This window comes from Plantactinospora sp. ZYX-F-223 (assembly GCF_039649625.1).
Classification (GTDB): Bacteria; Actinomycetota; Actinomycetes; order Mycobacteriales; family Micromonosporaceae; genus Plantactinospora.
On record NZ_JBDJAV010000063.1, the window covers coordinates 22,333 to 39,112 of the forward strand.

Annotated in this window: 14 protein-coding genes and 1 pseudogene; 7 read left to right on the forward strand and 8 right to left on the reverse strand. The window is 69.1% G+C overall.

Going from position 1 to position 16,780, the window contains the following annotated elements:
• Positions 1 to 14: 14 nt before the first annotated feature.
• The 3 genes from AAH979_RS37965 to AAH979_RS37975 all read left to right on the forward strand — a co-directional run bounded on the left by AAH979_RS37965 (position 15) and on the right by AAH979_RS37975 (position 6,574).
• A complete protein-coding gene (locus AAH979_RS37965) occupies positions 15 to 1,637 on the forward strand; it encodes an extracellular solute-binding protein (protein WP_346262971.1) in 1,623 nt (540 codons plus the stop codon).
• Between the two features lie 180 nt (positions 1,638 to 1,817).
• On the forward strand, positions 1,818 to 5,312 hold the full coding sequence (locus tag AAH979_RS37970) for an alginate lyase family protein (protein WP_346262972.1): 3,495 nt from the start codon (positions 1,818 to 1,820) through the stop codon (positions 5,310 to 5,312).
• Positions 5,313 to 5,560: 248 nt separating this feature from the next.
• Positions 5,561 to 6,574: a hydroxyacid dehydrogenase gene (locus tag AAH979_RS37975; RefSeq protein WP_346262973.1), complete on the forward strand. Its 1,014-nt coding sequence runs from the start codon at positions 5,561 to 5,563 to the stop codon at positions 6,572 to 6,574.
• Positions 6,575 to 6,698: 124 nt separating this feature from the next.
• Here AAH979_RS37975 and AAH979_RS37980 read toward each other — a convergent pair whose 3' ends face one another.
• Complete coding sequence (locus AAH979_RS37980; RefSeq protein ID WP_346262974.1) at positions 6,699 to 6,833, reverse strand: hypothetical protein; 135 nt, start codon at positions 6,831 to 6,833, stop codon at positions 6,699 to 6,701.
• Positions 6,834 to 6,924: 91 nt separating this feature from the next.
• Here AAH979_RS37980 and AAH979_RS37985 point away from each other — a divergent pair, with 91 nt between their 5' ends.
• Entirely contained in the window at positions 6,925 to 7,269 is a 345-nt protein-coding gene (locus AAH979_RS37985) for a hypothetical protein (RefSeq protein ID WP_346262975.1), read from the forward strand.
• Positions 7,270 to 7,551: 282 nt separating this feature from the next.
• On the opposite strand, the gene AAH979_RS37990 is transcribed toward AAH979_RS37985, so the two are convergent.
• Together AAH979_RS37990 and AAH979_RS37995 are read right to left on the reverse strand one after the other, a co-directional pair.
• Positions 7,552 to 7,848: a hypothetical protein gene (locus AAH979_RS37990; RefSeq protein ID WP_346262976.1), complete on the reverse strand. Its 297-nt coding sequence runs from the start codon at positions 7,846 to 7,848 to the stop codon at positions 7,552 to 7,554.
• Between the two features lie 39 nt (positions 7,849 to 7,887).
• Positions 7,888 to 9,408: a cellulose binding domain-containing protein gene (locus AAH979_RS37995; RefSeq protein ID WP_346262977.1), complete on the reverse strand. Its 1,521-nt coding sequence runs from the start codon at positions 9,406 to 9,408 to the stop codon at positions 7,888 to 7,890.
• Between the two features lie 1,151 nt (positions 9,409 to 10,559).
• Here AAH979_RS37995 and AAH979_RS38000 point away from each other — a divergent pair.
• Positions 10,560 to 10,769, forward strand: a complete 210-nt coding sequence (locus tag AAH979_RS38000; RefSeq protein ID WP_346262984.1) for a hypothetical protein — start codon at positions 10,560 to 10,562, stop codon at positions 10,767 to 10,769.
• Between the two features lie 91 nt (positions 10,770 to 10,860).
• Here AAH979_RS38000 and AAH979_RS38005 read toward each other — a convergent pair.
• The 5 genes and pseudogenes from AAH979_RS38005 to AAH979_RS38025 all read right to left on the reverse strand — a co-directional run.
• Positions 10,861 to 10,959, reverse strand: a pseudogene (locus AAH979_RS38005) (IS5/IS1182 family transposase); the annotation flags it as partial.
• Positions 10,960 to 11,094: 135 nt separating this feature from the next.
• Positions 11,095 to 12,315: an FtsX-like permease family protein gene (locus AAH979_RS38010; protein ID WP_346262978.1), complete on the reverse strand. Its 1,221-nt coding sequence runs from the start codon at positions 12,313 to 12,315 to the stop codon at positions 11,095 to 11,097.
• Positions 12,312 to 12,998, reverse strand: coding sequence for an ABC transporter ATP-binding protein (locus tag AAH979_RS38015; RefSeq protein ID WP_346262979.1), 687 nt, complete (start codon positions 12,996 to 12,998; stop codon positions 12,312 to 12,314). The genes AAH979_RS38010 and AAH979_RS38015 overlap by 4 nt, the downstream gene beginning before the upstream one ends.
• On the reverse strand, positions 12,995 to 14,083 hold the full coding sequence (locus AAH979_RS38020; protein WP_346262980.1) for a peptidoglycan-binding protein: 1,089 nt from the start codon (positions 14,081 to 14,083) through the stop codon (positions 12,995 to 12,997). The genes AAH979_RS38015 and AAH979_RS38020 overlap by 4 nt, the downstream gene beginning before the upstream one ends.
• Positions 14,080 to 14,604 carry a hypothetical protein gene (locus tag AAH979_RS38025; RefSeq protein WP_346262981.1) on the reverse strand — a complete coding sequence of 175 codons (525 nt, stop codon included), beginning with the start codon at positions 14,602 to 14,604 and terminating at the stop codon, positions 14,080 to 14,082. The genes AAH979_RS38020 and AAH979_RS38025 overlap by 4 nt, the downstream gene beginning before the upstream one ends.
• A 187-nt stretch (positions 14,605 to 14,791) precedes the next feature.
• Here AAH979_RS38025 and AAH979_RS38030 point away from each other — a divergent pair, with 187 nt between their 5' ends.
• Positions 14,792 to 15,445: a response regulator transcription factor gene (locus AAH979_RS38030; protein WP_346262982.1), complete on the forward strand. Its 654-nt coding sequence runs from the start codon at positions 14,792 to 14,794 to the stop codon at positions 15,443 to 15,445.
• A gap of 7 nt (positions 15,446 to 15,452) precedes the next feature.
• Positions 15,453 to 16,780: HAMP domain-containing sensor histidine kinase (locus tag AAH979_RS38035; protein WP_346262983.1), on the forward strand; the 1,328-nt coding region annotated here is incomplete at its 3' end.

Consider the following 16,780-nt stretch of genomic DNA (forward strand, 5'->3'; position numbering starts at 1 on the left):
TGGAAGGAGACGTCATGGCACCTACCCTTAGCCGCCGTCGGGTCCTGGCACTCGGCGCGGCAGCGGGGCTCGGCCCGCTGCTCGGGGCGTGCGGCGACGGCGGGTCGAGCTCGTCGAACGGCTCGACCGGGCCGGTCAAGCTGCCCACCTACAAGCCCGTCACCGCGGCCACGCCCGACCTGGCGGCCGAGCCGGCCGGGGTGTCGCCGGGATACTTCACATACCCGACCGCCCCCAGCGCCGCGTCGCAGCCGGTGCAGGGCGAGGCCGTCACGGCGCTGACGTACACGTACGACCCGATCGCCCCCGCGCTCGGCTCGAACCCCTACTGGCAGAACCTCAACGACAAACTCGGCACCGAGCTGAAGATGACGTACGTCGCGTCGGCGGACTACAAGAGCAAGGTCGCCACCACCATCGCCGGTGGCGATCTGCCGGACATGGTGGCTATCCAGGGCGTCGTCCAACAGATGCCGGCCATGCTGAAGGCGACATTCACCGACCTGACCGAGTACCTGTCCGGGGACGCGGTCCTTGCCTACCCGAACCTCGCCGGCCTGCCCACCGATGCCTGGCGCGGCACCGTCTACGACCAACGGATCTGGGGCATCCCGGTGCCGCGGGCACGGATCGGCACCGTGCTATACACCAGGGCCGACCTGCTTGCCAAGGCCGGACTCAGCCTCCAACCGACGTCGTGGGACGAGTTCAAGCAGATGGCGGCCGCGTTGACCGACGAGCGGGCCGGCCGGTGGGCGTTCGGGCAGATCCCGTTCAACACGATCCTGGAGATGAACGGGATCACCGGAAACTGGCCCGGCGGCGCCGGCGCCTGGCAGGCCAAGGACGGCGTCTTCACCCACGCCGGGACCACACCGCAGTTCACGCAGGCCCTCCAGGACACCGTCGAGCTGGTGAAGTCCGGGGTGATACATCCCGATCACGCGGGCGCGCCCAACACCAAGCGCAACCAGTGGATGCTGGCCGGCACGACCTCGTTCACCATCGGCCTGTACGCCGGGTGGGGCAAGTTCTACGGCCAGGCCAAAGACGTGCCCGGCTTCCGCCTGACCGGCATGCTCTCGCCCACCCGGGACGGCACGGGGACGCAGGTACGCACGCCCGGTCCGACGCTGTCCAGCTTCACCGCCATCGCCAAGACCGACGACGCCGACCGGATCAAGCAGATCCTCAAGGTCCTCAACTGGTTGTGCTCACCCTTCGGCAGCAGCGAGTACATGGCCCTGCGGTACGGCGTCGAGGGCCAGACGTTCAACCGCAACGGCTCCGACCCGACCCTCACCGAGGGCGGGCGCAGCCAGACATTCCTGCCCGTGCGGTACCTCGCCGAGGCATCGCCCGTCATCTACGAGCCCGGCAACCGCCAGGCCGTGCAGGACCAGTACGACCACCAGGTCGCCGGCGTCCCGCTCGCCGTCCCGGACCCGACCCTCGGGCTGTACTCGGAGACCGCCGCCAGCAAGGCGGCCAGCGAGCAGCAGGAACTGGACTCGGTCCTGCTGGAGATCCAGCTGGGCAACAAACCCGTCTCGGCGTGGCAGCCAGCCATCAAGCAGTTCATGGACCGGGTGGGCAACAAAATCAAGGCGGAGTACGAGGAGCAGGCGGGTCGCTGACGAGCCGGACACGGCGGCCGGTCCGGCGTACCCGTTCGGTTCGGCCGCCGAGCCGTGCCGTGCACCCACCCGGGTTGAGCAACACCAGCCGGGCCGCGAACTCCGCGGACTGTTTTCGGCGCTCCCGGGCGCGGTCGGAGGACTCAGCTAACACTCTCACGGGTAAGGGAGAAGACCATAGTGAGACGAAGCTATTTTCCCTGGTACACGAATCGCCGGACCCGTGCGGGTGCCGCTGCGGCGCTCGTGCTGGCTCTGGCGGCGACGGTCCTGTCGCCGGGCAGGGCCGCCGCGGCCGACATGTCGGATCTCGGCGAACTGCTCGACCTGACGCGTCCGGAACTCGCCGCGGTGGCGGCAAAGCTCGCCGCCGGTGATGAAGCGGGCGCCGCGGGCGAGCTCAAAGTGTTCTACGCGGGCCGCACCGACGTTCGGTACCTGGATCCGAGCGCGGACGCGGGCGGCGGCGACGCGAGCGCCGATGAGCTCGCGGCGGGGATCTTCCGGTTCGGCGCCGAGACCCGCGACTTCTACAACGACGCCGAGCAGCGGATCGACGTCGACTGGCAGGACGCCTGGGGTGGGACGCAGACCACCCCGGGCGGCGCGCAGACTTTGATGAGTGACCTCGCGTTCATGCCCAGACTGATCAGCGCTTACGCGTACGAGAGTGACCCGGTAAAGCGTGCGGCGTACGCGGCGGCGTGGATGGACATCTCGCTCGACTTCTTCGCCGACAATCAGAGCTGGCCACAGGGCCGCAACCTGTCGGCTGCCAAACGGCTTTCACAGCTGGTCAGTGCGTTTTCAGTGTTCCGGACCGACCCGGGCATCGACGCGAGTGATCTCGTGGCGTACCTGTCCGGCGTGCACGCCACGATGAAGTTCCTCACTGGCGTGATGCAGATACATGTCGGGAACAACTGGTACGTGTCCATGGCCCGCGCGGTCTACGCGGCAGCCGTATTTCTGCCCGAGTTCTCGGCATCGCCCGGCCGGGAGTGGTTCGCGGTGCGCTCGTTGGAGCGGTTCCTGCGCGCGCACGTGAAAGGCGACGGTGTGTACCGCGAGCCGGCGTTCAACTATCAGGCATACGTGGCGGATCTGCTCAACACCGTCATCAGACTAGCGGATGCCAACGGGCGGACTCTTCCTGATTCGATCGCCCAGGCGGCGGACTGGATCGCGGATGCGCTGTTCGCGACCCGTCAGCCGAATCTTGAGGTCGCGATGGTGGGCGACTCGCCGAACGCCGATGCGGGTGCGGCCGCCATCGGCAGAACCGGTGCACGCAACTCCTGGCCCGATTTCACCTGGGTCGCCTCCGGTCGAACGGAGGGGACCGCCCCGACGCTGCCGTCCACGGTGTTTCCGATCAGCTTCGCGGTACAGCGTTCCGGGTGGGACGCCGACGCGCGGTACATGCTGATCAACAACCAGAATTCCAGCTACACCGCCTCGCATCGGCATCCGGACGACCTCAGCCTGGTGATGGCGGCGTACGGGCGTCCGCTGATCGTCGACTCCGGAGTGGGGGACTACAGCGCGACTGCGACGAACGACTGGATGCGCCGCACCACCGAGGCGCACAACACCATCGAGGTCGACGGACTCCCGCAGACCGCCGGCGTCCCCCGCACGACGTCGCTGTGGCGCTCGAACGCGGGCCTCGACATCTACCGCGGTACGACGATGGGCTACCGGCCGGTCGTGCACGATCGCGCCGTCTACTTCGTCAAGCCCGGCTACTGGGTCGTCTCCGACGACCTCACCGGTGACACCGCCGCGCACGATTACCGGCAGCTCTGGCACTTCCCTGGTGATCCGGTCACCGTCAACCCGAATACGAAGGCCGCCACGGTCGGCTTTGACACCGTGCCCGGAGCCGCACCGGTTGCCGGCGTGCAGCTCGTCCCGGTGGCCCCGGCCGGCGCTGCGCTCACCCCCACTGTCCACGAGGACGGCGCCGTGCGCGTCGGCGATCAGGTACTCACGGACGTCGACTACCTGTCGTACGACTGGCGCGCCACCGGGTCGACGGGACTGGACACGGTGGTGGTTCCCGGCAAGGCCGGCGCGGCGCCCGCGGTGACGGCGAAGCGCATCGTTATGCCCGGGGTGGGTCACTCCGTGGCGACCGCGATGGAAATCGGCCTGCCGGACGCGACCGGACGCTTCTACCTTTCGCGGGAGGCGACTCCCTCGTCGAGGGCGTTCGGGGCCGCCACCACCAACGCCGAGACCGCTTACCTCGAGCGTGCTTCGGGCGGCGGGCTTACCCGGTACGCGTTGACCCGCGGGTCGTCGCTGGTCGACCACGGTGCCACCGTTATCGCCGCATCCGCGCCGGTTTCCGACGTCAGTGTGGAACTGCGAGGCGCGACCGCCCAGATCTCGCTTGGAGACCCGTTCACCGGCACGCTCTCCATCAACGCGCCCAACGTCAACGCGGTGACGGTGAACGACACCCCGACCGCGTTCACCCGCACGGGCGACCTCATCACCGTGTCGGCCCAGGCGTCGTTTTCCCCGACACCCGTGCTCAACGACGAGTTCGCCGATGCCAGCCTGGACCGCACCGTCTACGACTTCAACGGATCCCTTGACGACTGGACGCCGGTGCAGGGCACCTGGGCGCTAACCGGCACCGGTCCGGACACGCAGTTGGCACAGACCTCGACCGCGGACATTGTGTCGTTCGCGGCGCTGCAAGATGTACCGGATGACGTGGTTATGGCCGCGGACATCGTTCCTGGGGTACGCGGCCAGACGACGGCCCGTACCGGTCTCGCGTTCCGCTACCACGATTCCCGAAACTACTATCGGGCCGATGTACTCAACTCCTCGTCGGGGGCGACGCTGCAGCTCGTGAAGATATACAACGCGACGACCACGATTCTCGCGGAGACCGCACTGCCCGTCAGCGCCAACACCCCGCACAAGCTGATCGTTTCCGCGATCGGGAAGCATCTGACCGCCAAAGTCGGCGACACGTCGATCTCCGCGGACGACTCACAGCTGCCGACGGGTGGTGCCGCCGCCTTCACGCATCGGCGGGCCGCGACCTTCGACAACATCGTGATCAGGGAAGGGATCGATCAGGCCAATTGGCGAGCACTAGCAGGGGCTGTGTCCGTCGCCTCGGGTCAGTTGCACCTCACGCCTCCTGCCGGTGGCAGGGCGCACGTCCTAGCCGACTCGACACTGCCGTCGCGCTTCTCCGAGGCGTGCGACTATGTCGCGGAGACCACGGTCACGATCAACGGATCCGTCGGTAACGCGGGAATCTCGCTGCGAGACACCACGGACTCGTACGGGTACCGGATCCACATTGGCAAGACGAGCCAAGGAACCCAGTACGCGAGTATCATCCGCGAAGCTCACGCGTCGGGTCCGGTCACGGTGGGCACGGCATCAATCAGCAACCCGTTGACAGGCCCCGTTCGACTGGGTGCCGTGATTCACGGCGACCGCATCACCGTGACGTTGAACGGCGTTCAGGTACTGAAGGCTCGCGACACCGTTGTCCGCAGCGGCGGCATCGGGCTTTACGCATCCACGCAGAGCACCTTCGAGAGCATCACTGTCGCTCAGTCCTGCCAGCGGGAACGCCTCCGGCCAAGCGCGCCCGGCGCCAGCAACCGCCCGGACCGCAACGACGGAGCTGGCGGGTAGCGGCGTTGCCGGCAGCGCGACCGCTGCGGATGGGTGAGCCGCTGCCCCGTCGCGCTCGACTCGATCGCCGGCTGTTTCTGCGCAAAGCACGAGGGTTGGTGCGCCGCTCACACATACGGCGGCGCACCAAACCGTGGTGCCGGCACGCCGGCGATGACTCGCGTCGGTACTTCCGGGTCTTCCCCACTCAGCGTGGCCGATCACGAAGGAGCTGTGCGTTGTCCCCATCACCCCGAGCCTCGTCACCGGTGCTCGCCGACGCGACGCACCGTCCGTCGGCCCTGCTGGTCATGCCGCGCGACCTGGTCGACGACGTATACGGACCGGAGGAACGTGCCCACCTGGACCGCCTGGTCCGCTGGGCCGGCCCGGACGCGACGGTTGAGCAGGTCAGCACGCGACCGGCGCTACTGGCCGACGTCGAGCTGCTCGTCACCGGTTGGGGCGGCCCCCGCCTGGACCGCACTCTGCTCTCCCACGCGACCAGGCTCCGTGCGGTCTTCTACGGCGGTGGATCGGTGCGGCCGATCGTCACCGACGAGTTCTGGGCCGCCGGCATCCAGATCGTGTCGGCCGCCGCCGCCAACGCCGTGCCAGTCGCCGAGTTCACATTCGCGCAGGTGACGCTGGCGCTTAAGCACGCCCACCGCTTCGAACGCGCGGTACGCCGGCTCGGCCGGTTCCCATCCCAGCCGGCGGCACCCGGTACGTTCGGCTCGACGGTCGGCATACTGTCACTCGGCCTGATCGGCCGCCTGGTGGCCCAACGGCTGTCCACACTCGACGTTCATGTGCTTGCCGCCGACCCGTACGTAGACGCCGCGAGTGCGGCCGTTCTCGGCGTCGAGCTCGTGGGAATCGACGAGCTGTTTCACCGCGCCGACGTGATCACTGTGCACACGCCGTCTCTGCCACAGACCTCGGGACTGATCACCGAAGAACTGCTCGCCTCGATGCCCGAGGGTGCCACAATCATCAACACCGCACGCGGTGCGGTGCTGGATGAACCCGCGCTGATCCGGGTCCTGCACCGGCGTCAGGACGTATTCGCGCTCCTCGACGTGACCCATCCCGAGCCACCCGAACCGGGCTCGCCGCTCTATACGCTGCCCAACGTGGTGCTCACCCCACACATCGCCGGCAGTATCGGACTCGAGCGGCGCCGCGTCGGTCGGCTGGTAGTAGACGAGGTCGGTCGCTTCGTCGCGGGCCAGCCGCTGCTACATCAGGTCCGCGCTGCCGATACGGCGCTACGCGCATGACCGTTCGCCTCGGCGTACTCAGCCGATCGCTAGCGGTAGTTGTCGCCTTCATGGTGGTAGATAGAGGTTGAGAGTGTGGCCATTTCCGACGGCGTTGCAGATCCCTCACGGTGCCGTACGCCAGCTACTCCCGTTGCGGTCCTGGCTCCTGCTCGCGTAGGAACTCGGCCGACCGGTCGGCGGCGGGCTTGTAGCCGGCGTCGGCGCTGCGGCGCAGCACCGCGACGGCATCGTCGAGATGGCCCTGCTCGCGCAGCAACCGCGCCGACTGCTCGGCGGCGTACTCGTCGCCGGCGTCGGCGCTGCGGCGTAGGTGGTCTGCGCGGACGAGTTGGGTGAGGTGGTCTTGGATGCTGGCGTGGCGGGAATTGCCATGCGGTGCCGTTGGCCCGGATGGTGGCGCGTTCAGGGCGGGTGCCGTCGATGAGGAATGCGGCGAGACGGCGCGGCAGCATCGCGGTCCTCGCGGGCGCAGCCAGCACCAGTTGGGTGATTCGGAATCGCAGCCAGGCCCGTTCGGCGCCGGTGAGGGCGGTGACGGTGAAACAGCTGAACCCGACGATGGCCCAGCGAGCCGCGGCGTCTGCGAAGATGCCGCCGGCGGCGGCGAACACCACCGCTTCGGCGACGGCGTACCGGGCGACAACGGTCAGAGCGAGGATGTGGTTAGCGCGCAGGGTGCCAGGAGGGCCTGACGGGGTCGGCCGCGGGCCAGATGCCGGCAACAGGTGCACCACGGTGCCACACACGACGCCGGTGAGAAGTCCGGCGACCGGCTGGTGCAGGAGCATCCCGGCCGCCACCCCGCACATCGCCCCAAACCCGGAGTGTTGGAAAGTGGCGCCAGAAGGTTCCGTTGGTCAGGCCGAGGTGCGCTTGGCGACGGCGAGGACGCTGGGGCGGCGGCCGGTACGTTTCGGCGACAGCGGCTACGGCTTGTTGGACCTGCTCGCCGGTCGGCAGGTTGACGCGGCGGGTCATCGGGCCGCGTCTGCTTCGGCCAGGAGTCGCTGTATTTGCTCTCGGCGGTTCTGCATCCGGTGCGCCAGCAACGGGGGCAGGGGCGGTTTGGCGGCCAGCCGCCGGTCGAGTCGTGCGAACTCCGCGTTCCACGCGGCCGTGTTGTCGGCGGAGAATGCGACGTTGCGGCAGTGCAACGGTTGGCACATGGCCAGGTCAGGGCCGGTGGCGGTGCGTTGGCACAGCGCTTTGCTGTGGTCGTAGACGCAGGTGACGTAGGTTCCTGGATAGATCGCGGGGTCGGCATTACGCATCGGGCCCTGCCGGGGCGTGTAGGTCCGAGCGGGCAGCGGTCACCAGGTTAGCGGCAGGTTCGCCAGGTGTTGGGTCAGCGCTGTGGCGAGGATCTGGTGGTCGCGCTGGGACGGGTGCCAGTCGCAGCCCAGGAGGTCCATACCGAGGGTGTTGTTGTCGTAGTACAGCGACGAGACCCGGGCGTCCCCGGCGTCGTTGCGGGCCTTGACGATCTGCTTGACCGAATCGGCGAGGGCGGTCGTCATGTAGGACAGGTCCGGGTAGGTGAGCACGATTTGGGTGCTGGTGCCGTACCGGGTCCGCAGCCTGGTCAGGAACGTCTGGTAGGCCGTCCGGAAGTCAGCGGCGAGCGCGTCGACGGTCGTCCACCGCTCACCGGAGGTCAGCGCCGTTGAGAAGTCGTTGTTACCCAGGCCGATCACCACGACCTGCGGCCGCCACGTGCTCGGCACCTGCCACACCGTGCTGTTGTACAGCGCCTGCAGATCCTTGTCGTAGTAGCCGGTCGGGAGGTTGTACGCGGTGTTCTGGCCGCCGTAGTTGCGTACCATGCCCAGGCCGGACCACGCGATGGTCTGGTAGTCCGCGTTCAGGCCCTTTGCGGTTAGCGCGCCGAAGGCCACGTCGGCGTTGGAGTTGCGGGTGACGCCGCCGTTGCTGTTGCAGTCGCGGGTGGTGGACATGTCGCCGTAGCCGGCGGTCCACGAGTCACCGATGAACTCGATCTGCCGGGTCCGCCGGGTGGCCTTGGCCAGGATAGAGCCGCCGGTGTCGGCAACGAGGCCGGCGAACTCCCCCGCGGCCCACGGGCTCTCCGTGCGCTTGGCCAGCCGTACGGTGTGGTCGCCGCTCGCCAGTCCGCGTACCCAGTACGTGGTCTGCCCGGGCGTCACCAGGGTGGCCACGGTCGCGCCGTCGATCTGGACCGAATAGTCGTTGTTGGAGTCGTTCAGGACCAGCCCGACGCCGGTGCCGCGGAACCTCCCCTCGAAGTACGTGCCGGGCCAGGTGAACTGCACGGCGTTGCCGGACTCCCGGACCCGGCCCACCGTGTTGACCTGGTTCAGGACGCCGGTCGGTGGCGTGCTCGGGGAGACCGACGGGCTGGCGGAAGCCGACGCGCTCGGGGTCGTCGTGCTGCCCGTGCACGCGACGCCGTTGAGCGCGAAGTCGGTGGGAACCGGGTTGGACGCGTTGTTCCAGGTGGCACCGAACCCGAAGTTCGTCGTCGCTCCGGTGGAGATGCTGCCGTTCCAGGCCGCGTTGGTGACCGCCACCTGCGCCGCGGTCTGGGTGACCGAGCCGTTCCACAGTTGCGTGACCGCCTGCCCCGCGGTGAACGACCAGGTCAGCCGCCACGCGCTGACCGGGTCGCCGAGGTTGGTGATGTCCACGCTCGCGCTGAAGCCGCCCTGCCACTGGCTCGACACCCGGTACGTCACCCGGCAGCCGGCGGCCGCGTTCGCGGTCAGCGCCGTCGTGACCACCCCGGTCGACGCGACAACAGCGGTGACGGCTGCGGCGATCGCGGCGCGGGACCAGAAACGACTCGGTCGCATGAGCGCTCCATTCCAACCCCGTGACATTGATCGAGCGACGTCGATTATATGCACGCTACTGGCCCCCGTGGACACCCTTACCTCCTACCGGTGTGCTGGCACGCGTCTCACCACGAGGAGGACTGGCATGGATCACGCCGACCACCGGGGGCCGGGCCCGAGACGGCCGCCGTCAGCACACCGACCACCTGGCCGATGGCGGCCCAGGCGACGCTGCACTGCCCACCGGCTGCGCGATCGGCGAGGTGCTCGGCATGGTGCTCGGGACCGCGCTCGGCCTGCACAACGCCGCGACCGTGGCAGCGCTGCCCCCGAACCTGCTTCCACACCCGCGATCGTCGACGCCGGAAAGGTACCGATGTGGGCGAACCGAACATAACAAGCGGACAGGCTGGGAGGTGGACCCGAACCGGGCACGCTCCGTGCCACGTTGGCTGACCCACTCAGGTCGAGGTGCCGGCGCGTCGGCCGACCCGCACATCCCAGCCGGCAGCGGACAGTCCGGCGGCGACCGGGCCCGCAGCGGCCGCCGTTACTGGCTCGGCTCGCCACCACCGAGCAGGAGGGTCACCTCGGCGAGGTCGACCTGCAGCAGGTCGGCCAGCCGCTGACGGTCGTCCGCATCGTGCAGCGGCGCCCGCCCGTTCTCGACCCGCGCGTAGTACGCCCTGCCGACGGTCTGCAGGTGCGACGCGACGTCGGTGTGGGTGAGTCCCAGTCGAGCGCGCAGTGTGACCAGGGTCCGGGGGTGTCCGCCCTGAGCAGGTCAAAGACGTCGGCCACGCCGACCGCTGTGGCCAGACGAGCGAGCACCATCACCCGGGGTGTGCCCTGCTCGTAGCTGATGACCCGGATCCGCTCCGTCTCCACGGCCCGCGCCCACTGATCGCGGGTGAGGCTGTCGGGCGTGGCACCCTCCGCGGCGAGCTTCGCCTCCAGCAGCCTGACCGCCAGGTCCCGCTGGCGCAGGCCCGCGCGGTTGCGCGTCTGCCAGCCGCTGCGGATCAAACCACTCGATCGCACTGTTGCCCACCCGCAGGACCTCCCCGCCTCTGTGCTGCTGGGACAAAAGGATGCCGCACTGGCCTCGGGAGCGGGGCGGGCTGCCGGTGCCTGTATTTCAGGCCAGCGTGCGCGCGCCGCAGCCGAACATGACCACCAAGAACACACGCGGCCTCCCCACCTCCGGCCAACGCGCCGCACTCAACGCCGCTCTGTTCACCGACAACATCGAGACAGGCTTCTGGGACGACCAAGGCCGACCCGCGCCCTGGCCCGACGATATCGACGAATGGACGCCCGCCACCAGTGACCTGGCAGACCAAGCGATTGGTTCAGTCGAACACCTGCCGCGTCGTTGAGCCGCCGTTCGCCGTCACCACCGCAACTAATCGCGGCGGCGCGCGCCGGAAGGGATGTCCCGTCCGGAAGAAGAACGAGGGTCCGAGGCGACGGTCGGCCTGGCCGCTTCGCCGCTGGCAGCAGTGGCTCCAGCACCGCCCACTGGGCGTCGGTCAGGTCGAACCGCCTCGTCACCGCTAGGGTGTCCACGAGGTCTCCGGTTTCAGGTTCTGCTTGGTCGCTGAACCACCTACCGGAGACCTCGCTACATCTCGACCACCGACACGCGAAGACCCTCACGCAGTTCAAGCCCTGGCACCGACTTCGACACACGGCCTAGCCGTGTCACGGGATGGCCAGTGCTTCGGTCGGTGCTAGGCGGGATGCGCGGACGGCGGGGTAGAGGCCGGCGATGGCGCCGATGACGAGGGTGGCGGCGAAGCCTCCGGCCATGACCCAGGCCGGGACGACGGTTGGCCAGTGCTGGGTATGGGCGTAGGTGGTGGTGACGGCGATGCCGAGTAGGACGCCGCCGGCGCCACCGAGGGCGCACAGCAGCAGCGCTTCGGCCAGGAACTGGAGCCGGATCTGTCCCCGCGTCGCGCCGAGCGAACGGCGTAAACCGATCTCCGCTCGGCGTTCCAGAACGGAAATCACCATCGTGTTGGCCACGCCGACACCACCGACGAGTAGGGCGACGGCGCCGAGGCCGAGTAGCAGGCCGGTGAATGCTTGGTCGGTGGCCTGCTTCGCGGCGAGCGCGTCGGAGGGTCGGGATACCTGGACCTCGTTGGGATGCTGCGGGTTGGCGGTGGCCGCGAGCACCGATCGGACATCTTGCACGGCGTCCTCGCGGGTGCGGGTGTAGACGGTGGTGGCGTGGCCGTCGAATCCGAGTAGGGCTTGCGCCACCGGCCAGCCGATCAGCGCGGCCGAGTCCAGTTCCGGCGCCAGCTCCACCGGGTGGAGGATGCCCATGACGGTGAACCAGTGTCCGCCGAGCCAGATCTGCACGTCGGAGCCTGCGGCGCCGATGCCTAACCGCTGCGCCGCCACGCTGCCCAGGACGACGCCCGGGTAGCGGGCGGTGGCCTCGTTGAGCCAGGCGCCGTCCGCCACGCGGGCCCCGACGGTGGCGGGCAGGTCGGTGCGAGCCGCCAGCACGGCCAGACCGCCGGACTGTGCGGTGGGGACGCGGTCGTTGCGGTAGACCTTGGCGCTGGTCACAGCTCCCGTCGCGCTGACCGACGTCACCGGCGAAATGCGGCTGATCATCGGGATCGCCTCGTCGGGTAGGTACGACGCGTCGCCGGACAACGTTCTTCCGGGGCCGGCGGTGAGCAGGTTGGTGCCCAGCCGGTCCAGGGTCCGTCGCAGATCGGCCTGGCTGGACGCGGAGATACCCACCACCGCCACCATGGCGGCGATGCCGATCGCGATGCCCAGGGCGGACAGGAACACCCGCGTCGACCGGGTACGCAATCCCGCGCTGCCGACGCGGAGCACGTCGCTGGGACGCAGCCGCCGGGCCCGCAGAGCGGGCCGCTCATCCGTCACGAGGCTCATCGGGCCGGCACCTGCGCGTCGGTGACGATCTGGCCGTCGCGCATCTCGACCCGGCGCGGCAGCTGCGCGGCGATGTCCCGGTCGTGCGTGATGATCACGACGGTGGTACCCGCGGCGGCGAGTTCCCGGAGCAGTGCCATCACTGCGGCCCCGGTGGCGGTGTCGAGGTTTCCGGTCGGTTCGTCGGCCAGCAGCAGCGCCGGTTCACCCACGACCGCCCGGGCGATCGCCACCCGTTGCCGTTCGCCGCCGGACAGCTCGTGCGGTAGGTGGTCCAGCCGGTGCGCCAGACCCACCCGGTCCAGCGCCGTCCCGGCTCGGCGGCGGCGCTGGCGTACCGGCACCCCCGCGTAGAGCAGCCCGTCGGCGACGTTGTTCAGCACGCTGACCCCCGATGCCAGGTGGAACTGCTGGAACACGAACCCGATCCGGGCCGCCCGCAGCGCCGAGACCTCGCGGTCGGACAGCCCGGCCACGTCGTACCCGTCGACCCGCACGGTGCCGCCGGACGGCCGGTCCAGCGTGCCCATCAGGTTCAGCATGGTGGACTTGCCCGAACCGGACGGGCCGACCACCGCGACCAGGTCGCCGTACCCGATGCGCAGCGACACTCCGCGCAGCGCAGCCACCCCGCCCGGGTAGACCCGGCTGGCCCCGTCGAGCGCGACCACGGCCCGGCTCACTTCGGCACCCCCACCACGGTGCCCTCGGTGATCCCGTCGCCGCTGACCTCCACCCGCCCCCCGGCGAACATCCCGGTCTCGACGGCCACGATCCGGGTGGTGCCGCCTTCGACGACCTGGACGCCGTACCCGCCCTCGGCGAGCGCGAGCAACGCGAGAATCGGCACTGTCAGGACGTCCTTGTGCTGGCTGGCCACGAACGTGACCGTGACGGGACTCTCGTCCAGCGAGCCGAGCTTCTTCTGGTCAGCGATGGAGACGATGACCTCGATCGTGGTGGTCGTCGACCCGCCGCTGCTGCCCGTCTGGGTCTCGGCCACCCGACTGACGGTGGCCACGGCACCGGCCACTGCGGACCCATCCGGCAGCTTCACCGTCACCTTCGCCCCCGTCTTGGCCAGACCGCGCTGGGCCAGCGCCAGGTCGACCGACACCTGGCGGGTGGTGCCGGTGTACGTCAGCACCGGACCGCCGGCCGGTGCGCCGATCTCCGCCTTGCGCTCGGCGACCCGGATCGCGCCGGGCGCGTAGACTACCGCCTCCGCCGTGACCGCCCCGGTCTCGGTCAGGCCGAGATCGTCCTGCCAGTCCTTGACCGCCGCGACCGTCGCGGAGCTGTACGTGTCGTCCACCGTGAAGCCTCGGTAGCCCAAGGCGGAGAGATTCTGCTCCAGCTGCTTGACGTCGCGGCCGGTGACGCCCGATGTGAGGGTCCGGTACATCGGGACCGAACCGTACAGCAGCACCGCCGGCTCTTCGTCCACTTTGTACACCGTCTTACCGCGCTTTACTGTGGATCCCGATGTCGGCAGCCAGGTGATCCGGCCACCGCCCTGGCCGTTGACGGACGTCGCAACCCCGTAGCCGAGGGTCCCGTCGACGTCCGCGGTCTCGGTGAGCGTCATCCGGGTGACCTTGGCCGTACCAGGGGGCATGGTGCTGGCCGCCGACGTATCGGGCGTGCCGCTGCCGAACCCGAGCGCCGCCGCCGTCGCGCCGCCGACGGTCAGTAGGACAACCGCCGACACGACCACCATGCGCGTCCGGCGACGGCGCCGCCGGGCGCCGACCGTACCCTCGTTCATGAACCCGACCCCGGGCCGTCCGGGCGCAGGTCGTTGCACGCCTTCTCGGCCGCCTCGTAGGTGGCGGACTCCGGGTCAATGCCAGCGCTGCGGATGTCCATGAGACCGTCCGCGGCCGGATCCGGGAAGCTGGCGATGCCCTTGTCGCGCATGCACTGCGCGAACTTGCGCAGTTGCTCGACCTCCTCCGCGCTCGGCTGCCGCAGTTCGCCACCGTCGGGCATGTACTGCCGGCAAGCCTCGGTAGCGGCCTTCACCTTGTCCTTGTTGACCGCGTCGCCCTCGCCGAGAAAGCCCTCGCCATCCGGGCCCGGATCGGACATGTCGATGCCCTGATCACGCATGCACTGGGCGAACTTAAGCGCCCGCTCATCGCTGGACACGCTCGCCGTCGCCGTGGGCGTCGCACCCGCGCCCCCGCCATTCGCGGCCGGGATGTCGCTGCCCTTCTGCGAGCCACAGGCAGCCACCGCGAGCACCAACGCGGGGATAACCGCAGCCAGACCTAGTCTAGTCCTCATGGACTCACTCCTCAGGTGTGTCGGCCGGAACCGCCCGGCGCGACCCGTAAAGGTCTATCGGTGACGCGGTTTCGGGAAGGTTTCATAACCAACGACGAGCCGGTCGACAGCAACCGCCTCGCAACACCGAAACCTCACCGAAACCACGGCGGGGGGATGCTGAGGAAACGCGGAGAGGGGCACGGCGGTGCGGGTACTGGTGATCGAGGACGACGCGGAGATGGCCGAGGCGATCGCCGTTGGGCTGCGCCGGGAACGGATGACCGTCGATGTCGCGCTGGACGGCCGATCCGGCCTCGCCCGCGCGGTCGACAACGACTACGACGTGATCGTGCTCGACCGGGATCTTCCCGGCCTCCACGGCGACACTCTTTGCGAGCAGTTGGTTGCGGACGGTATACGTGGGCGCATCCTCATGCTCACCGCCGCAGCGTCGAACGACGACCTGGTCGACGGGCTCGGGTTGGGCGCCGACGACTACCTGACCAAGCCGTTCGACTTTCCCGTGCTGGTCGCCCGGATCGGCGCGCTCGCCCGGCGCGCCCACCCCGCCGTACCTCCGGTTCTCCGCCACGGCGACGTGGTCGTCGACACGGCACGCCGCCGCGCGTATCGGGGGGAACGGCAGGTGGAGCTCACGCCCAAGGAGTTCGGGGTGCTGGAGGTGCTGCTCGCCGCGCAGGGCCGCACGGTCTCCGCCGAGGAGCTCCTGGAACGGGTGTGGGACGAATTCGCCGACCCGTTCACCAATGCCGTCAAGATCACTATGAGCCGTCTCCGTGGCAAGCTTGGTGATCCGCCGATCATCGAGACCGTGGCCAAGTCCGGCTACCGGATCTGAGGTAACCATGCGCATTCCTCGCCCGCATCTGCCGCGGCGCACGGTGCGGATCCGGCTGACCCTGCTCTACGGCGGACTCTTCCTGCTCTGCGGCACCGGGTTGCTGGCCACGACCTATGTCCTGGTAAAGCACGCGAACGCCGGCATCGTCCTGAACAGTCCGGACGGCGTCGCCGTTGTCGGCCAGGACGGGAGCATCCTCGTGCCCGGGCAGGATGGCGGCGTCCGGCCGCTAACCCCACCCTCGAACGGCTCCCTGACTCCGCAACAGAAACAGGCCGTGCACGAACAGCTCGTGGAGCGGGGAACGAAGCAGCTGGCGGCCCAAAACCACGTGTTTCTCACCAGGTCTGGGATCGCGTTGGCCGTCATGTCCGGCGTGTCCCTGGGGCTCGGCTGGCTGGTGGCCGGCAGGGTTCTGCGCCCCGTACGCACGATCACCACCTCGGCGCGCCAGATCTCCGCCACCAACCTTCACCAGCGACTCGCCCTGCGGGGCCCCGACGACGAATTGAAAGAACTCGGCGACACCATCGACGACCTGCTCACCCGACTGGACGCGTCGTTTCAGTCCCACCGCCGGTTCGTGGCCAACGCCTCGCACGAACTGCGCACCCCACTCGCCCGGCAACGCACGGTGGTCCAGGTCGCCCTGGCAGATCCAGACGCCACCGTCGACTCGCTGCGCACCGCCCATGAACGGGTGCTCAACGCGACGTACCAACAGGAGCGGCTGATCGACGCGCTGCTGACCCTCGCCCGCGGCGAGCGCGGGCTCGACCGGCGGCAGCTCGTCGACCTGGCCAACCTGACCGGCGAGATTCTCCTCACCCGGGAAACCGAAACAACCCGGCGCGGACTGCGGCTGACCACCCGGCTGACCCACGCCAGCACCGTCGGGGACCCGCACCTGATCGAACGCCTCGTGGGCAACCTCGTCGACAACGCGCTGCGGTACAACATGGCCTCGGGTCGACTCGAGGTGTCGACCGGGACCGTGGCCGGGGCCGCGGTGCTGACGGTGACGAACACCGGTCCGGTGGTCCGAGGGGACCAGGTCTCCCGGTTGTTCCAGCCGTTCCAGCGCCTGGACGCCGAGCGAACCCACCACGACGGCGGCCTCGGCCTCGGGCTCTCGATCGTGCAATCGATCGCCACCGCGCACGAAGCCACCATCGCGGCCCACCCACGCCCCGAGGGCGGTATGGAAATCATCGTGACCTTCCCGAGCGCCGAACACGCGGTCGCCGCCGGCACCGCCCCGGGCTCACGGTCGCGGAACGGAACTGACACCGGCCAACCCAGACGCAAGGCTGCCTCAAGCACGGCCCCTCG

What these genes read in the sequence shown, in the direction of transcription:
- AAH979_RS37965 (WP_346262971.1), top strand. Translation starts at nt 15, where the DNA reads ATGGCACCTACCCTTAGCCGCCGTCGGGTCCTGGCACTCGGCGCGGCA.
- AAH979_RS37985 (WP_346262975.1), top strand. Translation starts at nt 6,925, where the DNA reads ATGCTGGCGTGGCGGGAATTGCCATGCGGTGCCGTTGGCCCGGATGGT.
- AAH979_RS37990 (WP_346262976.1), bottom strand. Translation starts at nt 7,848, where the DNA reads ATGCGTAATGCCGACCCCGCGATCTATCCAGGAACCTACGTCACCTGC.
- AAH979_RS37995 (WP_346262977.1), bottom strand. Translation starts at nt 9,408, where the DNA reads ATGCGACCGAGTCGTTTCTGGTCCCGCGCCGCGATCGCCGCAGCCGTC.
- AAH979_RS38000 (WP_346262984.1), top strand. Translation starts at nt 10,560, where the DNA reads ATGACCACCAAGAACACACGCGGCCTCCCCACCTCCGGCCAACGCGCC.
- AAH979_RS38010 (WP_346262978.1), bottom strand. Translation starts at nt 12,315, where the DNA reads ATGAGCCTCGTGACGGATGAGCGGCCCGCTCTGCGGGCCCGGCGGCTG.
- AAH979_RS38020 (WP_346262980.1), bottom strand. Translation starts at nt 14,083, where the DNA reads ATGAACGAGGGTACGGTCGGCGCCCGGCGGCGCCGTCGCCGGACGCGC.
- AAH979_RS38025 (WP_346262981.1), bottom strand. Translation starts at nt 14,604, where the DNA reads ATGAGGACTAGACTAGGTCTGGCTGCGGTTATCCCCGCGTTGGTGCTC.